Consider the following 19441-nt stretch of genomic DNA (forward strand, 5'->3'; position numbering starts at 1 on the left):
CGGCACGCGCGCAAAACCCCTCGACGGGATCGCCCGCCGGCCTGCCGCAAATCCTTGCGGCGGGGGCGGAACGATGCGCCCCGGCCGATGTTGAGTGCAGGTTCCCGTGATGGAGGTCACTTTTGCCGCAGTTCGTCTCCCGCCTCCTCTCGATTCCCTCCTTTCCTCTTCCTGAGCGTCTGCTGACCGATGCCGCTGCCGCCGGTTTCGACGGCGTGCTGTGGCGCGCCGAGGCGCCGGTGCTCGGGGAGGCGGAGCTGGTTCCGCCCGCACTCACCGGAGCCTGCGCAGAAGCGGGGCTCGCCCTGCTGGTCGCGCTGCCCCTCGACCGCGCACCGATCGATCACCCGCTGCTCGCCAGCCACCCGGAAGCATTTGCGATCCGGCGCGCCAGCGCTGGCGGCGGCCCCGTGGATCCCCGCCAGCCTGCACAGGCGACCGGCGAGGCGCGCGCGCGGCTGCGTACGCCCGAGGCCGCGGCGCTGCTGCGTCCGGTGCTGGTAGAGCGGCTCTCCGCCCTCCTCAATGCGGGGGTTACGGGCTTCCGGCTGCTTGGGGCGGATCGCATCCCGCCGGAAACGCTGATCGGGCTGATCTCGGCCGTACGCGAACGGCATCCCGACGCGCGCTTCATCAGCGGCGCGCCGGACCTGTCGCGGCCGCAGGTGCGCGCCCTCGCATCGGCAGGGCTCACCGCGATCACCTCCTCCTTTGCGTGGTGGGACCTTCGTGCACCGTGGCTGGTGGAGGAGTATGAGGAACTGCGCGGCCAGGCGCCGCTCCTGGCGGAGGTCTCGGCGCCGACCAGCGGAGATGCGGACGCGCCATCGGCTCTCGCACGGACGCTCGCAATGGCGGCCGCAAGCGCCAACGGCATCATCGTGCCGGCCGACCTGTTCGCAGGCAGCCCCGATCTGGCGCAGGCCGTGCGCCATGCACTGGAAGTCGCGCAGGCCGCCGAACGCTTCGATGGCGAGATGCGGGCGCTGACCGGACCGCAGGCCCCTGTCGGCGTGCTGCTGCGCGCGGATGCGAGCGACGTGCGCGAGGCGTCCGAAGCGCTGCTGATATTCGTGAACCGCAGCGACACGCCGCAGCCGCTGCCCTCCCCGGCGCTGGTGCGCGAATATATGGGCTCCGCGTTCGAGGGCTTCTCCGTCCTTGGTGCGGAGGGTGAGGTCGGCACGCCGCTCGCCGGAGGCGAAGTGCGGCTGGTCGCCGCGCGGCGTGCGTCGCCGATCCGCATCGCGGTGACGCCCGACGCCGTCGGCATTGGTGCCGCCTCCCCGCGGCTGGTGGTCGAGGACCTCCACCCGCGCGTCGATGGCGGCGCCTTCCCGGTCAAGCGGGTGGTCGGCGAGGAAGTGCCGGTCGAGGCGACGGTGTTCACCGACGGTCACGAGCAACTCGCGGTCGAACTGCACTGGCGCGCGGTGGACGAGGCGAACTGGCGCGTCGCGCGCATGACGCAACTGCCGAACGACCTGTGGCGTGGCAGCTTCGCCCTCGAACGGCTCGGCCGCTACGAATATGCGGTCGAGGGCTGGCTCGACCGGTTCGGCGGCTTCCGGCGCGACTTCACCAAGAAGCTCGACGCCGGTGTCGCGCAGCCGGTCGATCATGCCGAGGGACTGGCACTGGTGGCCGAGGCGGTGGCGCGGTCGCAGGGCGAGGCACGCACCACGCTGGCCGACTGGCACGCGCGACTGGAGGCAGCGAGCGAAGGCGCCGACAGCGCCGCGCTGCTGCTATCGCCCGAACTCGCCGCGCTGATGGATACGGCCGACGACCGTCCGCACCGGCTGCGCTCCGAACCGCAGATCGTCGATGCCGAGCGGCTGACGGCACGTTTCTCCAGCTGGTACGAGCTGTTCCCGCGCTCGCAGACCGAGGATGCCAGCCGCCACGGCACCTTCGACGACGTGATCGCGCGGCTGCCGGCGGTGCGCGACATGGGGTTCGACACGCTCTACTTCCCGCCGATCCACCCGATCGGGCGCACCCATCGCAAGGGGCCGAACAACACGCTGACGGCGGGGCCGGACGATCCCGGCAGCCCCTATGCGATCGGCAGCGCCGACGGCGGACATGATGCCATCCACCCGGAGCTGGGCACCGCTGAGGATTTCGCCCGGCTGGTGGAAGCCGCACGCGCGCATGGGCTGGAAATCGCGCTCGACTTCGCGATCCAGGCCTCCCCCGATCACCCCTGGCTCACCAAGCATCCCGGCTGGTTTGCATGGCGGCCCGACGGCTCGATGAAATATGCGGAGAACCCGCCCAAGAAGTACCAGGACATCGTCAACGTCGACTTCTACGGACCCGACGCAGTTCCTGGGCTGTGGACGGCGCTGCGGGACGTGATCCTCTTGTGGGTCGAACGCGGCGTAAAGACCTTCCGCGTCGACAATCCCCACACCAAGCCGCTGCCGTTCTGGGAGTGGATGATCGGCGAGGTGCGCGCCGAGCATCCGGACGTCATCTTCCTGGCCGAAGCCTTCACCCGTCCGTCGATGATGTACCGGCTCGGCAAGATCGGCTTCTCGCAGAGCTACACCTATTTCACCTGGCGCGACGACAAGCAGGGGCTGACCGACTATGTCACCGAGCTAACGACGACCGCGCCCAAGGAATTCTACCGGCCGCACTTCTTCGTCAACACGCCGGACATCAACCCGGTGTTCCTCCAGACCTCGGGCCGGCCTGGCTTTCGCATCCGCGCGGTGCTGGCGGCGACGCTGTCGGGGCTGTTCGGCGTCTATTCGGGCTTCGAGCTGTGCGAGGCGGCGCCGGTGCCCGGCAAGGAAGAATACCACGATTCCGAAAAGTACATCGTCAAGCCGCGCGACTGGCAGGCGCCGGGCAACATCATCGGCGATATCACGCTGCTGAACCGCCTGCGCCGTGCGCATCCGGCGTTGCAGACGCACCTCAACACCCGCTTCCTGCCCGCGCACAACGACCGGGTGATCTTCTATGCCAAGCCCGCGCCGGACGGCAGCGAGATGCTGCTGGTGATGGTGAGCCTCGATCCGCACCACGGACAGGATGCCGCGTTCGAGATCCCGCTGTGGGAGTTCGGCATCCCCGACGACGGCAGCGTCGCGGTGGAAGACCTCGCCGCCGGCCACCGCTTCCGCTGGCACGGCAAGCACCAGCACATCCGCCTCGACCCCGACCAGCCCTATCGCATCTGGCGCATCGCCCCCGGAGACTTCGCATGACCGCCGCAGCCGCCCATGACCAGGATCCGCTGTGGTACAAGGACGCGGTCATCTATCAGTTGCACGTGAAGTCGTTTTTCGATGCCAACAACGACGGCATCGGCGACTTCAAGGGGCTGATGTCGAAGCTCGACTATCTGGCGGACCTGGGCGTCAACACGCTGTGGCTGCTGCCCTTCTACCCCTCGCCCCGGCGCGACGATGGCTATGACATCGCCGAATACCGCGACGTCAGCCCCGACTACGGCACGATGGACGACGCGCGCGACTTCATCGCCGCGGCGCACGAGCGCGGCATGCGCGTCATCACCGAGCTGGTGATCAACCACACGTCGGACCAGCATCCCTGGTTCCAGCGCGCCCGCAACGCGCCCAAGGGATCGCCCGAGCGCGACTGGTATGTGTGGTCGGACGACGACAAGATCTATTCGGGCACGCGGATCATCTTCCTCGACACCGAAAAGTCCAACTGGACCTGGGACGAGGTCGCCGGGCAATATTTCTGGCATCGCTTCTACAGCCACCAGCCCGACCTGAACTTCGACAATCCCGAGGTTCTGAAGGAAGTGCTGTCGGTGATGCACTTCTGGCTCGACCTGGGTGTGGACGGGCTGCGGCTCGACGCGATCCCCTACCTGATCGAACGCGACGGCACCTCGAACGAGAATTTGCCCGAGACCCACGACGTCCTGAAGAAGATCCGCGCCGACCTCGACGCGCACTATCCGGACCGGATGCTGCTGGCCGAGGCGAACATGTGGCCGGAGGATACGCAGCAATATTTCGGGGAAGAGGGCAACGAATGCCACATGGCGTTCCACTTCCCGCTGATGCCGCGCATGTACATGGCCGTGGCGCAGGAGGATCGCTTCCCGATCACCGACATCATGCGCCAGACGCCGGAGATCCCGGAGAACTGCCAATGGGCGATCTTCCTGCGCAACCATGACGAGCTCACGCTCGAAATGGTGACGGACGCCGAGCGCGATTACCTGTGGAACACCTATGCCGCCGACCGGCGCGCGCGCATCAACTTAGGGATCCGGCGGCGCCTCGCGCCGCTGATGGAGCGCGATCGGCGCCGCGTCGAGCTGATGAACGCGCTGCTGCTGACGATGCCGGGCACGCCTGTGCTCTATTACGGCGACGAGATCGGCATGGGCGACAACATCCATCTGGGCGACCGCGACGGCGTGCGCACGCCGATGCAATGGTCGCCCGACCGCAACGGCGGCTTCTCGCGCGCAGACCCGCCCGCGCTTGCGCTGCCGGCGATCATGGACCCGCTCTATGGCTATCAGGCCGTGAACGTCGAGGCGCAGGAGCGCGACCGCCACTCGCTGCTGAACTGGCTGAAGCGGATGCTGGCGGTGCGCCGCGAGTATCAGGCGTTCGGGCGCGGTACCCAGCGCTTCCTGCGCCCCGCCAACCGCAAGATCCTGGCCTATCTGCGCGAGCATGAGGGCGACACGATCCTGTGCGTGGCCAACCTCGGCCGCACCGCACAGGCGGTGGAGCTGGACCTGCACGAGTTCGAGGGCCGCACGCCCGTCGAGCTGCTCGGCAGCACGCCCTTCCCCAAGGTCGGCCAGCTTCCCTATCTGCTGACGCTGCCGCCCTATGGCTTCCTGTGGTTCCGCCTCGCCGCGGACGCGGAGGGTCCCGGCTGGTCGAGCGGTGCTCCGGCGAGCGAGATCGAGCGCTACACCTTCGTCCTGCGGCCGGAACTGGGGGACGTCGCATTGGGCGCCAACCGCGGCGTGCTCGAGAAGGACCTGCTGCCGAGCTACCTGACCCAGCGCCGCTGGTTCGGGGCGAAGGACGAGACCATCGCATCGGTCCAGCTGGTCCGGTCGACGCCGATGCCGGCGGCCGAGGACCTGCTGCTGGGCGAGATCGAGGTCGTAACCGACAGCGGCACCGCCACCTACATGCTGCCGCTCGGCATTGCCTGGGAGGGCGAGAACACCGGGCCGTTCGCGTCGAACCTCGCGCTGGCGCGGGTGCGTCGCGGCCGGACCGTCGGCCTGCTGACCGACGGCTTCGCATTGGAAGGTTTCGGGCGCTCGGTGGTGCAGGCGCTCCACGACAACACGGTGGTCTCGCTCGCAGACGGCGGCGAGCTGCGCTTCACCGCGTTTGAAGGCTTCGATCTGGAGCCGGACGCCGCGCCCGAATGGCTTGCGGCCGAACAGTCCAACAGCACGCTGGTGCTGGGACAGCGCGCCGTGCTGAAGCTGCTGCGCAAGGTGGCACCTGGCATCCATCCGGACGTGGAGATGGTGCGCTATCTCTCCGGCCACGGCTTTGCCAACGTGCCGCCGATGCTCGGCACCGTGACCCGGGTGGAGGATGATCGCGAGACGCTGGTGATGCTGGCGCAGGCGTTCGTCTACAACCAGGGCGACGGCTGGCAGTGGACGCTGGGCGTCCTGGAGCGCCTCGCCACCGACGAGGATGCGAACTTCGCCAACTATCGCAACTTCGCCACCAACTTCGGCCGCCGCCTGGCGGAAATGCATGCCGTCCTGGCACAGGATAGCGACGATGCTGCCTTCGCGCCCGAGCCGATGAGCGCGGCGGAGGCCGACCGGCTGGGCGGTCGCGTGGCGGGGCAGCTCGACCGCGCGCTGCTGATGCTGGAGGGCGTGTCGCTGGGCAGCGAGGAGGCCGATGCGGCGCTCGCCCGCCTGGCGGAGCAGCGTGCCGCGCTGATGGAGCGCGTGGGCGCCGTCGCCCGCAGCGCGGAAGGACGCGCCCGCACGCGCATCCATGGCGACCTGCACCTGGGCCAGGTGCTGGTGACCGGCAGCGACGTCATGCTGATCGACTTCGAGGGCGAGCCCGCCAAGCCGCTCGCCGAGCGCCGCGCCAAGGACCTGGCGCTGCGCGACGTCGCCGGCGTGCTCCGCTCGTTCGACTATGCGGCGGCGGTGGCGGAGCGCAACCTGCCGTTCAGCGCCGAGCGCGAGGAGGCACGCGCCACGCGCCGCTATGCACGCTTCGGCAGCTCCGCGATCGAGGCATTCCTGGCGGGCTATGGCGAAGCGGCGGCGGAGAGCGGCGTGCTCCCCCATTCCGGTGCCGGCGACCCGCTGCTCGACCTCTTCCTGCTCGAAAAGGCGGCCTATGAGGTCGCCTACGAGGCGGCCAACCGGCCCGACTGGATCGCCGTGCCGGCGCTGGGCCTCGCCCGCGCCGCGGCCCGCCTGCTCAACGAGGATTTCGCATGACCGATGTTGGCGCACTCGCAGGCGCGCTGCGCGCTGGAATGCTGGACGATCCGTTTGCGCTGCTGGGGGTGCATGAGGAGGGCGGCCGGCGCGTCGTCCGCAGCTTCCAGCCGGGTGCGGAGGCGGTCGCCCTGATCGCGCGCGACGACGGCCGCCCCCTCGGCGAACTCAGCTGCGACGGCGACCTGTGGACCGGCACGCTTGCCGAGGACGTGCCTTATCGCCTGGCCATCCGCTGGCCGGGCGGCTGGGTACAGGAGATCGAGGACACCTATAGCTTCGGCCCGGTGCTCGGCGACCTCGACCTTCACCTGTTCAACGAGGGCCGCCACTGGGATCTGGCACGCGTCTTCGGCGCGCAGCCGCGCACCGTCGCGGGCGTGGAGGGCGTCAGCTTCGTCGTATGGGCCCCGAACGCGCGCCGCGTGTCGGTGATCGGCGACTTCAACGGCTGGGACGGCCGCCGCAACCCGATGCGCCGCCATCATGGCGCAGGCGTGTGGGAGCTGTTCGTCCCCGGCATCGGCCCGGGCGCGCATTATAAGTACGAGATCCTCGGCGCCGACGGGCGCGTGGTGCAAAAGGCCGACCCGCTCGCCCGCCAGACGGAAGCGCCGCCGGCCACCGGCTCGATCGTCGCGCCGGCACCGGACTACCGCTGGCACGATGCCGACTGGATGGCCGAGCGCGGACGCCGGCAGGCTCCGAACGCGCCGCTGTCGATCTACGAAGTGCATGCCGGCTCCTGGCTGCGGCCCGACGGTGACGCGCTTGGCACGCTCGACTGGCAGGGGCTGACCGAGCGGCTGATCCCCTATGTCGCCGACATGGGCTTCACCCATGTCGAGCTGCTCCCGATCATGGAGCATCCGTTCGGCGGCTCCTGGGGCTATCAGCCGCTGTCGCAGTTCGCGCCCTCGGCACGCTTCGGCTCCCCGGAAGAGTTCGCGGGCTTCGTGGACGCGTGCCACCGCGCCGGCATCGGCGTGATCCTCGACTGGGTGCCGGCGCACTTCCCGACCGATGCGCACGGCCTCGCCGAGTTCGACGGCACGCACCTGTACGAGCATGCCGACCCGCGTGAGGGGTTCCACCAGGACTGGAACACGCTGATCTACAACCTTGGCCGGCGCGAGGTGGCAGGCTTCCTGCTCGCCTCGGCGCTGTGGTGGCTGGAGACGTTCCACATCGACGGGCTGCGCGTCGATGCGGTCGCCTCGATGCTGTACCGCGATTACAGCCGCAATGCCGGGGAATGGGTGCCCAACATCCACGGCGGGCGCGAGAATTTGGAGTCGGTCGAGTTCCTCAAGCGCATGAACACCCTGGTCGCGGAACGCTGTCCCGGCGCGATCACGCTGGCCGAGGAGTCCACCGCCTGGCCGGGCGTCACCGCCCCCGTCCACCAAGGGGGCCTGGGCTTCACCTACAAGTGGAACATGGGCTGGATGCACGACACGCTCCAGTACGTGGAGCGCGACCCGATGTACCGGCGCTGGCACCATGGCGAGCTGACCTTCGGTCTGGTGTACGCATTCTCCGAAAAGTTCGTGCTGCCGCTCAGCCATGACGAGGTCGTGCACGGCAAGGGATCGCTGCTGGGCAAGATGCCGGGCGACCGCTGGCGCCAGTTGGCGAACTTGCGCGCCTATTTCGGCTTCATGTGGACGCATCCGGGCAAGAAGCTGTTGTTCATGGGCGGCGAGCTTGCTCAGGATACCGAGTGGAACCACGACGCACAGGTGCGCTGGGACCTGCTCGACCGGCCCGAGCATGCCGCCATCCAGCGTCTCGTACGCGACCTCAACACGCTCTACGCGAGCGAGCCCGCGCTCCATGCCCGCGACGCCGACCCGTCCGGGTTCGACTGGATCGTGGGCGACGACGCGGAGAACAGCGTCTTTGTCTATGCCCGCTATGGCGACGGACGGGCCGCGCCCTGCGTGGTGCTGCTCAACATGACGCCCGAGCCGCGCCACGGCTATCGGATCGGCCTGCCGCGCGCCGGCCAATGGCGCGAAGTCCTTAATAGCGATGCGGAAATTTACGGCGGCGGGAACATCGGCAACGGTGGGATGGTTACCGCCTCCGCGACGCCCCTGCACGGCCAGCCGGCCAGTGCGGACGTCGTGTTGCCCCCGCTCGCAGCGGTGGTGCTACGATTCGAAGGGGGTCCTCGTTGAACAGCCTACCCGACCGGCTCGAAGCCGGTTCGCCCTATCCGCTCGGCGCCACTTTTGATGGTCTGGGCGTCAACTTCGCCGTCTTCTCCGCCAACGCGGAGAAGATCGAGCTCTGCGTCTTCGAACCGACCGGCCGGCGCGAGATCAAGCGCTACGAGCTGACCGAGTGGACCGACGAGGTCTGGCACGGCTATCTGCCCGAGGCCCGTCCCGGCCTCCTCTACGGCTACCGCGCCTATGGCCGCTATGCGCCGGAGGAGGGACATCGCTTCAACCCCAACAAGCTGCTGCTGGACCCCTATGCCAAGCAGCTGCACGGCGAGGTCCGCTGGACCGACGCGCTGCACGGCTATCAGGTTCGCTCGCGTCGCGAGGACCTGAGCTTCGACCGGCGCGACAGCGCGCCCGCCATGCCCAAGGGCGTGGTGGTCGACACGCACTTCGACTGGTCCGGCGACATCCGTCCGAACACCCCGTGGTCGGACACGGTGATCTACGAGGCGCATGCCAAGGGCTTGACCAAGCTGTTCGAGGAGGTCGCCCCCCAGGAACGCGGCACCTTTGCGGCGCTCAGCCATCCGCGCGTGATCGATCACCTGAAGCGGCTGGGCGTCACCGCCGTCGAGCTGATGCCGATCCATGCGTTCGTGCAGGACCGGTTCCTGCAGGAAAAGGGCCTGCGCAATTACTGGGGCTATAACACCCTCAGCTATTTCGCGCCCGAGCAGAGCTATTTCGCCGGCAACAGCCACAACGAGCTGCGCCTGGCGGTCCGTCGCCTCCATGCCGCCGGGCTCGAGGTGATCATGGACGTGGTCTACAACCACACCTGCGAGGGATCGGAACGCGGCCCGACGCTGTCGTGGCGCGGGCTCGACAACGCGACCTACTACCGCCACGTCCAGGACAATCCGCGCTACACGATCAACGACACGGGCACGGGCAACACGCTCAACCTGGAGAAGGCGCGCGTCATCCAGATGGTGGCGGATTCGCTGCGCTATTGGGCGACCTCGTTCGGGATCGACGGCTTCCGCTTCGACCTGGGGCTGACGCTCGGCCGCGAGGAACATGGCTTCAATCCGGGCGCCGCCTTCTTCGACGTGATCCGCCAGGACCCGGTCCTGGGCCGGCTGAAGCTGTCGACCGAGCCCTGGGACATCGGCCCCGGCGGCTACCAGCTCGGCAACTTCCCGCCCAGCTTTGCCGAGTGGAACGACAAGTACCGCGACGGCGTGCGCAAATACTGGCGCGGCGACCCTTCGATGCGCGGCGAACTCGCGGCGCGCATCTCCGGATCGAGCGACCTGTTCGACCGTCGCGCGCGGCGCCCGTGGGCGAGCGTCAACGCGCTGGCGGTGCACGACGGCTTCACGCTTGCCGACACGGTCGCCTACGAACAGCGCCACAACGAGGCGAACGGTGAGGACAATCGCGACGGCCACAGCGAGAACTACTCGCGCAACTGGGGCGTGGAGGGTCCGACGGACGACCCGGCGATCAATGACGCGCGCCAGCGAGTCATGCGCTCGATGCTCACGACCCTGTTCACCTCGCTCGGCACCCCGCTGCTGCTTTCCGGCGACGAGTTCGGGCGCAGCCAGGGCGGCAACAACAACGCCTATTGCCAGGACAATGAGATCGGCTGGGTGGACTGGAGCAAGCGCGACACGCCCGAGGGGCAGGCGCTGCTTGCGTTCACATCACGGCTGATCGCCCTGCGCCACCAGCACGAGCTGCTGCGCGCGCCGAGCTTCCTCCATGCCGAGAAGCTGCCCGGCACCGACATCAACGACCTGGAATGGTGGGACGAGCAGGGTCAGCCGCTGAGCCCGGACGACTGGAACAATCCGGAAGGCCGTGCCCTGGTGATGCGCCGTGCGCGCCAGCTGGAGGACGGCCGGATCGAGGGCATGACGCTGCTGCTGAACGCGTCGGGCGACGCGATCACCTTCACCCTGCCCGCTCCCGACGTGCCGCGTACCGTTCTGGTGGACAGCGCCCGGCCGGACGAGGACGCGTTCGAGATCGGCAACGAATATGAACTTGGCCCGCAGAGCGCGGCCCTGATCCGCTGGGTCGCGGACATCGCCGAGCCGGAAGCACCGGCCGAGTCGGAAGCCGCGCCGGAGGAGCAGTCCGCGTGAGCAGCTGGGGCGCGACGCCGGTCGCCGCCGACCGGACCCGGTTCCGCCTCTGGGCGCCCGACCGGCCGGAGGTGACGCTGGAAATCGACGGGGGTCAGGCCGTCGCCATGACCCGCGACGAGGACGGCTGGTTCTCGGCCGAGGCGCCGGTTGGTGCCGGTGCCCGCTATCGCTTCCGCCTCGACGCGGACCTGGCGGTGCCCGATCCCGCCGCGCGTGCGCAGGCGGGCGGCGTGCACGGCTGGAGCGTGGTGGTCGACCCCGACGCCTATCGCTGGACCACTTCCGACTGGGTCGGCCGGCCGTGGGAAGAGGCCGTGATCGAGGAAGTCCATGCGGGCGTGCTCGGCGGGTTCGCGCGCGTAGCCGAACGACTGCCGGCGCTCGCCGAGCTCGGCGTCACCGCGATCGAGCTGATGCCGGTCAACGCATTCGGCGGCACCCGCAACTGGGGCTATGACGGGGTGCTCCCTTATGCCCCGGCCGAGGCCTATGGGTCCCCTGAGGAGCTGAAGGCGCTGGTCGATCGCGCCCATGCGCTGGGGCTGATGGTGTTCCTGGATGTGGTCTACAACCACTTCGGGCCGGACGGGAACTACCTCGGCGCCTACGCCAAGGACTTCTTCCATACCGACGTGCACACCCCCTGGGGCGGCGCGGTCGCGGTCGATGCGGAGCCGGTGCACCGCTTCTTTGTCGACAATGCGCGCATGTGGCTGGAGGAGTATCGCGTCGACGGGCTGCGCTTCGACGCGGTCCACGCGATCGGCAATCCCGGTTTCCTGGACGCCATGGCGGCCGAGCTGCGCGCGGCGGTCGGCCCCGATCGCCACGTCCACCTCGTGCTGGAGAATGAAGAGAACGACGCCGACCGGCTCGGCGCCGGTCGCTTCGATGCGCAGTGGAACGACGACTTCCACAATGTGCTGCACGTCCTGCTGACGGGCGAGAGCAGCGCCTATTACCAGGATTTCGCGGAGAAACCGGCCGAACGGCTGGCACGCTGCCTGGCGGAAGGCTTCATCTACCAGGGTGAGGGTTCGCCCAACCACGACGGCAAGCCGCGCGGCAGCAAGAGCGGCCACCTGCCGCCGACGGCATTCGTGTCCTTCCTCCAGAACCACGATCAGGTCGGCAACCGCGCGATGGGCGAGCGGCTGACGCAGCTTGCCGACGCCGACAAGCTGCGCGCCGCGACCGCGCTGCTGCTGCTGGGCCCGCAGATCCCGCTGCTGTTCATGGGTGACAGCGAGGGCAGCGAAGCGCCATTCCTGTTCTTCACCGACTTCCACGACGAGCTCGCCGACGCCGTGCGCGAGGGCCGGCGCAAGGAATTCGCGAAGTTCGAGGCGTTCGCCGATCCGGAAGCGCGCGAGCGCATCCCCGATCCCAACGCGCGCAGCACCTTCGACCAGTCGCACCCGGAGCCCGGCCCGGACGCCGCCGCGTGGCGCGCGCTCTACCGCGAACTGCTGGGACTCCGCCACACTCACATCGTCCCGCGGCTGAAGGGCACGACCAGTCTGGGCGCCGAGGCAATCGGCGAAGCGGCGGTGGTCGCACGTTGGCGGATGGGCGACGGTGCGACGCTGACCATCGCGCTCAACCTGGGCGACACGCCGGTTTTCTTCCCCGAGCTGGCACAGCCGCTGTTCGCGCACGGCGAGCCCGGCGCGCCCGCAAGCGTCGCCGTCTGGGTGGAGGCATGAGCCCGCTCCACAGCCTCGCGATCGAAGCGGGGCTGCTGATCGACTGGGAGGACGCCGCCGGCGACCCGCAGCGGGTGTCCGACGACGCGCTGGCGGCCGTGCTCGAGGCGCTCGGGCTGCCCGCGAACAGCCCCGCCGCGATCACCGAAAGCCGCAAGCACCTGGCCGAGGACCAGGCGGCGTCGTGCAGCTTCGTTTCGGCGGATGTGGGCAAGCCGGTGATTTTGCCCGTCGGTTGTCTGCGCGAAGGGCTTGCCGAGCTGCTGTCCGAGCAGGGTGATCGACGTTCCGTTACCCTGGCCAAGGACCGCTCCGGCCTAAGCCTGCCGGCGATCGACGTGCCCGGCTACTACCAGCTGGTGCAGGGCGACCGCACGATCCGTCTGGCGATCGCCCCGCGCCGCTGCTTCGGCGTGGCCGATGCGGCCGGCGGCAAGCGCCTGTGGGGAACCGCGGTGCAGATCGCGGGCCTGCGCGATCCGCGCCGTGCCTTTGGCGACTTCGGCACGCTGGCCGACGCCGCGCGCGCCTTTGCCGGCAAGGGTGCCGACGCGCTGGCGATCAGCCCCGTACACGCGCTGTTTCCTGCGGATGCCAGCCGCTACAGCCCCTATGCGCCGTCGAGCCGGCTGTTCCTCAACATCCTCTACGCCGATCCCGCACTGGCAGGCGCGACCGTCGAAGAGCCTGCCTCCGCCAAGCTGATCGACTGGAGCGCCGCGATCCCTGCCCGGCTGCGCCAGCTGCGTGCCGCCTTTGCCGCCCGCAGCGACGCGGTGCGCGCCGAGGTAGCCGACTATGCGCGCAAGGGCGGCGACGAACTGCAGCGCCATGCCCGCTTCGACGCGCTGCACGCCCACTTCTTCCAGGAGAGCGGCGCGACGGGTTGGCAGGGTTGGCCGGCAGCCTTCCACGATCCTGCCGGCGACGCCGTCGCGCGCTTTGCGGCCGAGCATGCGGAGGAGGTGGACTTCTACCTCTTCTGCCAGTGGCTGGCGAAGCGCAGCCTGGACGCCGCCCAGCGCGCCGCGACGAACGGCGGCATGGCGCTGGGGCTGATCGCCGATCTCGCCGTGGGGATGGACGGTGGCGGCAGCCACGCGTGGAGCCGCCGCGACGACCTGCTCACCGGCCTGTCGCTCGGCGCGCCGCCCGACCTGCTTGGGCCTGAAGGGCAGAGCTGGGGCATCACCGGCTTTTCGCCGCGCGCGCTCCAGCGCACCGGCTTCGAGCCGTACATCGCGACGCTGCGCGCGGCACTCGATCATGCTGGCGGCATCCGCATCGACCATGCGCTGGGCCTGCGTCGGCTGTGGGTGGTGCCCGAGGGCGCCTCGCCGCGCGACGGCGCCTATCTGACGATGCCGCTCGACGACATGCTGCGCGTGCTCGCGATTGAATCGCATCGCGCCCGCGCGGTGGTGATCGGCGAGGACCTGGGCACCGTGCCCGAGGGCTTCCGGCCCAAGATGGACGAGCGCGGCATGCTGGGCATGCGCGTGCTGCCCTTCGAACGCGACGAGGACGGGTTCATCCCTGCCGAACGCTGGTCGCAGGAGGCCGCGGCGATGACCGGCACCCATGACCTGGCGACCGTGGCCGGCTGGTGGGCCGAGCGCGACATCGACTGGAACTGGCAGCTCGGGCGGACCCGGCCCGATGCGGTCGAAGCCGACGAGCGCGCCACCCGCGCCGAGGAACGCACGTTGCTGTGGCAGGCGTTCACCGACGCGGGCGTCGCTGATGCGCCAGAGCCGTCAAGCGACGATCCGGCGCCCGCGGTGGACGCCGCCCTCGCCTTCGTCGCCGGCACGCCGTGCGAACTCGCGATCCTGCCGATCGAGGACCTGATCGGCGCCGAGGAACAGCCGAACCTGCCCGGCACGATCGACGAACACCCCAATTGGCGGCGGCGCATGCCGGCGCCCACCCCCGAGCTGCTCGACCGGCCCGACGTCGCCCGGCGCGTCGCCCGCATCAACGCTATGAGGAACGGATGACTCCGCGCGCCACCTATCGCTTCCAGTTCCACCGCGACTTCACCTTTGCCGATGCCGAGGCGCTGGTCCCCTATCTCGACCGGTTGGGGGTAAGCCACGTCTACGCGTCGCCGATCACGACGGCACGCAGCGGCTCGACCCACGGCTATGACGTGGTCGACCCGACCACGATCAATCCCGAACTGGGCGGCGAGGAGGCGTTTCGCAGCCTGGTGAAGGCGCTGCGCGCGCGCGACATGGGCGTCATCATCGACATCGTGCCCAACCACATGGGCGTCGCCGGCAGCGAGAACGGCTGGTGGATGGACGTGCTCGCCCACGGGCAGGGCAGCGCCTATGCCCGCTTCTTCGACATCGACTGGCGCGAGCCGGTGTTGCTGCCGGTGCTCGGCACGCCCCTGTCGGAAGCACTGGAGCAGGGCGCGATCGAGGTCGTCGTCGAGGACGGCAAGCGCTTCGTCTCCGCCTACGGCGAGCATCGCTTCCCGCTGCGCGACGAAGACCAAGCGGGCGACGCAATCAGCGATCCGCAGGAGATCCGCGCGGTGCTGGAGCGCCAGCATTACCGGCTGGCGTCGTGGCGCACCGCCAACGACGCGCTCAACTGGCGGCGTTTCTTCACGGTCAGCGAACTCGCCGGGCTTCGCATCGAGGACCCCGAAGTCTTCGATGCCGTCCACGCCCTCCCCTTGCGCCTGTATGCCGAGGGGCTGATCGACGGCGTTCGAGTCGATCATGTCGATGGGCTGACCGATCCCGCCGGCTATTGCCGTACGCTACGCGCGCGCCTGGATGCCACGCAACGCCCGGCGGATGCCCCGCCGGGGCCCGCCTATCTGGTGATCGAGAAGATCCTGGGCGCAGGCGAGCCCCTGTCGGACGACTGGGGCGTCGATGGGACCAGCGGCTATGACTTCATGGAGGAGGTGGCCGCGCTCCTCCACGCGCCGGAAGGCGAAGCACCGCTCGACCGGCTGTGGGAAGAGATCAGCGGCCGCCCGGCGGACTTTGAGGCCGAAGAACTCGAGGCACGGCGCCACATGCTCGCCTGGGCTTTCGAAGGCCAGCTGACGCGGTGCGTCCAGGCCTTCACGGCGCTGGCCGCTTCCACGCCCGAGACCGAGGGTCTCACCCGCGGCATGCTGCGCCGCGCGATCGAGCGCCTGCTCTGGGTGTTCCCCGTCTACCGCACCTACGGAACCGGAGACGCCGCGCCCGAGGGCGACGCCGAGATCCGCGAGATCGCGCGCAGCCGGGTCGCCGCCCATGTGCCCCCCGGCGAGGAGGCGGTGGTCGACCGCGTGCTGGAATGGCTCGCCGGCACAGGCCCGGGGGACACTGAACTCGCTGCCGAGGCAGTGCGCCGCTTCCAGCAGCTTTCGGCACCGATCGCGGCGAAGGCGGTGGAGGACACCGCCTTCTACCGCTACGGCCGGCTGCTCTCACGCAACGACGTCGGCTTCGATGCGACCCGTTTTTCCGCGAGCATCGCCGAGTTCCACGCCGATGCGGTCGGCCGGGCCGAGCGCTTCCCGCGCGGCATGCTCGCGACCGCCACCCACGACCACAAGCGCGGCGAGGACATGCGCGCCCGGCTTGCGGTGCTGAGCGAGCTGCCCGACGCCTGGCGCGAGGCGGTGCTGCGCTGGCACGCCCTGGCGGCACCCTTTGCGGATGGCGTGGATCCAGGCGACGTCTACATGCTGTTCCAGACGCTGTTTGGCGCCTGGCCCGACGGGCTGGCGATCGACGATGCCGACGGCCTGTTCGCCTTTGCCGACCGCGTCGTCGCCTGGCAGCAGAAGGCGCTCCGCGAAGCCAAGCTGCGGTCCTCCTGGGAAGCTCCCAACGAAGCCTATGAGGGCGCGGCCGAGGGGCTGGTCCGGGCGCTGCTCGATCCGGGCAAGTCGGGCGACTTCCTCGCGGACCTTCAGGCATTCCTCACCAGGACGGCGGCCCCGGCGCGCGCCAACTCGCTGGCGCAGGTGGCGCTGCGCTATACCGTTCCGGGGGTACCCGACTGCTATCAGGGCACCGAACTGCCCGACTATAGCCTGGTCGATCCGGACAACCGACGGCCGGTCGACTATGAGCTGCGCGCGCAGCTGCTCGCCGATCCCGGCCGGCAGGGTGCGGAGAAGCTTGCCCTGATCGCACGGCTCCTGGGATTGCGCCGCCAGCACCCTGGGCTGTTTGCCAGCGGCGACTATCGACCGGTCGACGTTCGTGGTGCCCGCGCCGATCATGTCCTCGCCTTCACGCGTACGGCGGGCGAAGAGCGGCTGCTCGCGGTCGTGGCGCTGCGAACCGCAGAGGCCACTGCCGGCACGGGTACACCGACGCCGGCTGGCGATTGGTGGGCGGATACCGTCCTGGAGGGGCTGCCGGAGGGCGTCGAAACGCGCGTCGGCGCCCTGCTCTGCGACGAACCGACGGCGATCCTTATCATTCCGTAATGACAGCGGGAGACCGCGCGGTACAAGCTCCTTCCCTGCCCTTTGTTACGGCGCACCCATGACCCAGTCCCCGCTTGCCGCGCAGATCGTCGATACCCTCAAGCACCGCATCGGCAAGGACGAGCGGGCGGCGCACCCGCACGACTGGCTCGCCGCGACGATCCTGACGCTGCGCAACGACATCATCGACCGGTGGATGGAGTCCACGCGCGCCGCGCATGCGGCGGGGGCCAAGCGGGTCTACTATCTCAGCCTGGAGTTCCTGATCGGCCGGCTGCTGCGCGACGCACTTGCCAACCTCGGCCGGGATTCCGAGGTGCGCGATGCGCTGGAGGAGCTCGGGATAGAGCTTGCCGAGATCGAGGCGATCGAGCCCGATGCGGCGCTGGGCAACGGTGGCCTCGGGCGGCTGGCGGCGTGCTTCATGGAGAGCCTGGCGAGCCTGGACCTGCCCGCCTATGGCTATGGCATCCGCTATGTGAACGGCATGTTCCGCCAGCGCATCGATGACGGCTGGCAGGTCGAGCTGCCCGAAACCTGGCTCGCGCACGGCAATCCCTGGGAGTTCGAGCGGCGCGAGAGCGCCTATCTGGTCGGTTTCGGCGGCGAGGTCGTCAGCCGGGACAACGGCCGCGTCCACTGGAAGCCGGCCGAGGGGCTGGAGGCGATGGCGGTGGACACCCCCGTGGTCGGTTGGCGCGGGCGACGGGTCAACACGCTCAGGCTGTGGACGGCGCGCGCGTTCGACCCGATCCGACTGGACCGGTTCAACGCCGGCGACCACCAGGGGGCGCTTGCCGGCCAGGTCGCGGCCGAGACGCTGGTGCGCGTGCTCTATCCGGCGGATTCGACCCCGGCGGGCCAGGAGTTGCGGCTGCGGCAGGAGTATTTCTTCTCCTCCGCCTCGATCCAGGACATCGTCCGCCGGCACATGCAGTATTTCGGCGACATCACGACCTTGCCGGAAAAGGCCGCGATCCAGCTCAACGACACCCACCCGGCGGTTGCGGTGGCGGAGTTGATGCGGCTGCTGATCGACCATCACGACGTGGCCTTCGACGAAGCCTGGGACATCGCACGCGCGACGTTCGGCTACACCAACCACACCTTGTTGCCGGAGGCGCTGGAAAGCTGGCCGCTGCCGCTGTTCGAGCGGCTGCTGCCGCGGCACATGCAGCTCGTCTACGCGATCAACGCCCGGCTGCTGAAGGAAGCGCGCGAGACGCCGGGGATCGACGACCGCGCGATCGCCGCGATCAGCCTGATCGACGAGGGCGGTGAGCGGCGCGTGCGCATGGCCAACCTGGCCTTTGCCGGCGCACACAGCATCAACGGCGTGGCGGCGCTGCACACCGAACTCATGAAGAAGACCGTGTTCGCGGACCTTCATCGCCTCTATCCCGAGCGCATCAACAACAAGACCAACGGCATCACCCCGCGGCGCTGGCTGCACGAGTGCAATCCCGGGCTGACGGCGCTGATCGCCGACGGCATCGGCCCGGCGTTCAAGGACGATGCCGCCAAGCTCTCGCGCCTCGCGCCGCTTGCGGACGATCCCAGCTTCCGCGAGCGTTTCGCCGCGGTGAAGCGCGCCAACAAGGTCGCACTCGCCGATTATATCCGGGCCGAGATGGGCCTGTCGCTCGACCCCGACGCGCTGTTCGACGTGCAGGTGAAGCGCATCCACGAGTATAAGCGCCAGCTGCTCAACCTCATCGAGACGGTGGCGCTCTACGACCAGATCCGCAGCCATCCGGAGCGCGAGTGGGTGCCCCGGGTCAAGCTGTTCGCGGGCAAGGCGGCACCGAGCTACTGGAACGCCAAGCTGATCATCAAGCTGGCCAACGACATCGCGCGACGGATCAACGGCGATCCGGCGGTACAGGGCCTGTTGAAGGTCGCGTTCCTGCCTAATTACAATGTTTCCCTGGCGGAGCGGATCATGCCGGCCGCGGATCTTTCCGAGCAGATCTCGACCGCCGGCATGGAAGCCTCGGGCACCGGCAACATGAAGCTGGCGCTGAACGGCGCCCTCACCATCGGCACCCTCGATGGCGCCAACATCGAGATCAAGGAGCGCGTCGGCGACGAGAATATCGTCATCTTCGGGCTTACCGCCGAACAGGTCGCCGAACGGGCCCGCAACTATCATCCGCGCGAGATGATCGAGCGCTGCCCAGCGCTTGCCCAGGCGTTGTCGGCAATCGCCTCCGGCGTCTTCTCCCCCGACGATCCGGGCCGCTATGCCGGGCTGGTCGGCGAGCTCTACGACCACGACCGCTTCTTCCTGGCCGCGGACTTCGAAAGCTATGCCGCCGCCCAGCGCGAGGTCGACCGGCGCTGGCGTGATCCCGCCGGCTGGGGTGCCGCGGCGATCCGCAACGTGGCCGGCATGGGCTGGTTCTCGTCGGACCGGACCATCCGCGAATATGCGCGCGACATCTGGCACGTCGCCTGACCTGCTCCAGAGAACCCGCCAGAGAACCCGG

Annotated in this window: 8 protein-coding genes; all 8 read left to right on the top strand. The window is 69.1% G+C overall.

Going from position 1 to position 19441, the window contains the following annotated elements:
• Positions 1–122 precede the first annotated feature (122 nt).
• Genes ABDZ92_RS03035 through ABDZ92_RS03070 form a run of 8 tightly spaced genes read left to right on the top strand, consistent with a single transcriptional unit; the run spans position 123 to position 19410 of the window.
• Positions 123–3224, top strand: a complete 3102-nt coding sequence (locus ABDZ92_RS03035) for an alpha-1,4-glucan--maltose-1-phosphate maltosyltransferase (RefSeq protein WP_206432116.1) — start codon at positions 123–125, stop codon at positions 3222–3224.
• Positions 3221–6457: a maltose alpha-D-glucosyltransferase gene (gene treS, locus ABDZ92_RS03040; protein WP_125959151.1), complete on the top strand. Its 3237-nt coding sequence runs from the start codon at positions 3221–3223 to the stop codon at positions 6455–6457. Before ABDZ92_RS03035 ends, treS begins: the two co-directional genes overlap by 4 nt.
• Entirely contained in the window at positions 6454–8640 is a 2187-nt protein-coding gene (glgB, locus tag ABDZ92_RS03045) for a 1,4-alpha-glucan branching protein GlgB (protein WP_125959152.1), read from the top strand. The genes treS and glgB overlap by 4 nt, the downstream gene beginning before the upstream one ends.
• Positions 8637–10787 (top strand): glycogen debranching protein GlgX, encoded by a 2151-nt coding sequence (glgX, locus tag ABDZ92_RS03050; protein ID WP_125959153.1) that lies wholly within the window; start codon positions 8637–8639, stop codon positions 10785–10787. The genes glgB and glgX overlap by 4 nt, the downstream gene beginning before the upstream one ends.
• Positions 10784–12496: a malto-oligosyltrehalose trehalohydrolase gene (gene treZ, locus ABDZ92_RS03055; RefSeq protein ID WP_125959154.1), complete on the top strand. Its 1713-nt coding sequence runs from the start codon at positions 10784–10786 to the stop codon at positions 12494–12496. Before glgX ends, treZ begins: the two co-directional genes overlap by 4 nt.
• On the top strand, positions 12493–14496 hold the full coding sequence (gene malQ, locus ABDZ92_RS03060) for a 4-alpha-glucanotransferase (protein WP_125959155.1): 2004 nt from the start codon (positions 12493–12495) through the stop codon (positions 14494–14496). Before treZ ends, malQ begins: the two co-directional genes overlap by 4 nt.
• Entirely contained in the window at positions 14493–16952 is a 2460-nt protein-coding gene (treY, locus tag ABDZ92_RS03065) for a malto-oligosyltrehalose synthase (RefSeq protein ID WP_125959156.1), read from the top strand. The genes malQ and treY overlap by 4 nt, the downstream gene beginning before the upstream one ends.
• A 58-nt stretch (positions 16953–17010) precedes the next feature.
• Positions 17011–19410, top strand: a complete 2400-nt coding sequence (locus ABDZ92_RS03070; RefSeq protein WP_125959157.1) for a glycogen/starch/alpha-glucan phosphorylase — start codon at positions 17011–17013, stop codon at positions 19408–19410.
• The last annotated feature ends 31 nt before the right edge of the window (positions 19411–19441 follow it).

It is taken from the genome of Sphingomonas molluscorum (assembly GCF_039522995.1).
Classification (GTDB): Bacteria; Pseudomonadota; Alphaproteobacteria; order Sphingomonadales; family Sphingomonadaceae; genus Sphingomonas; species Sphingomonas molluscorum.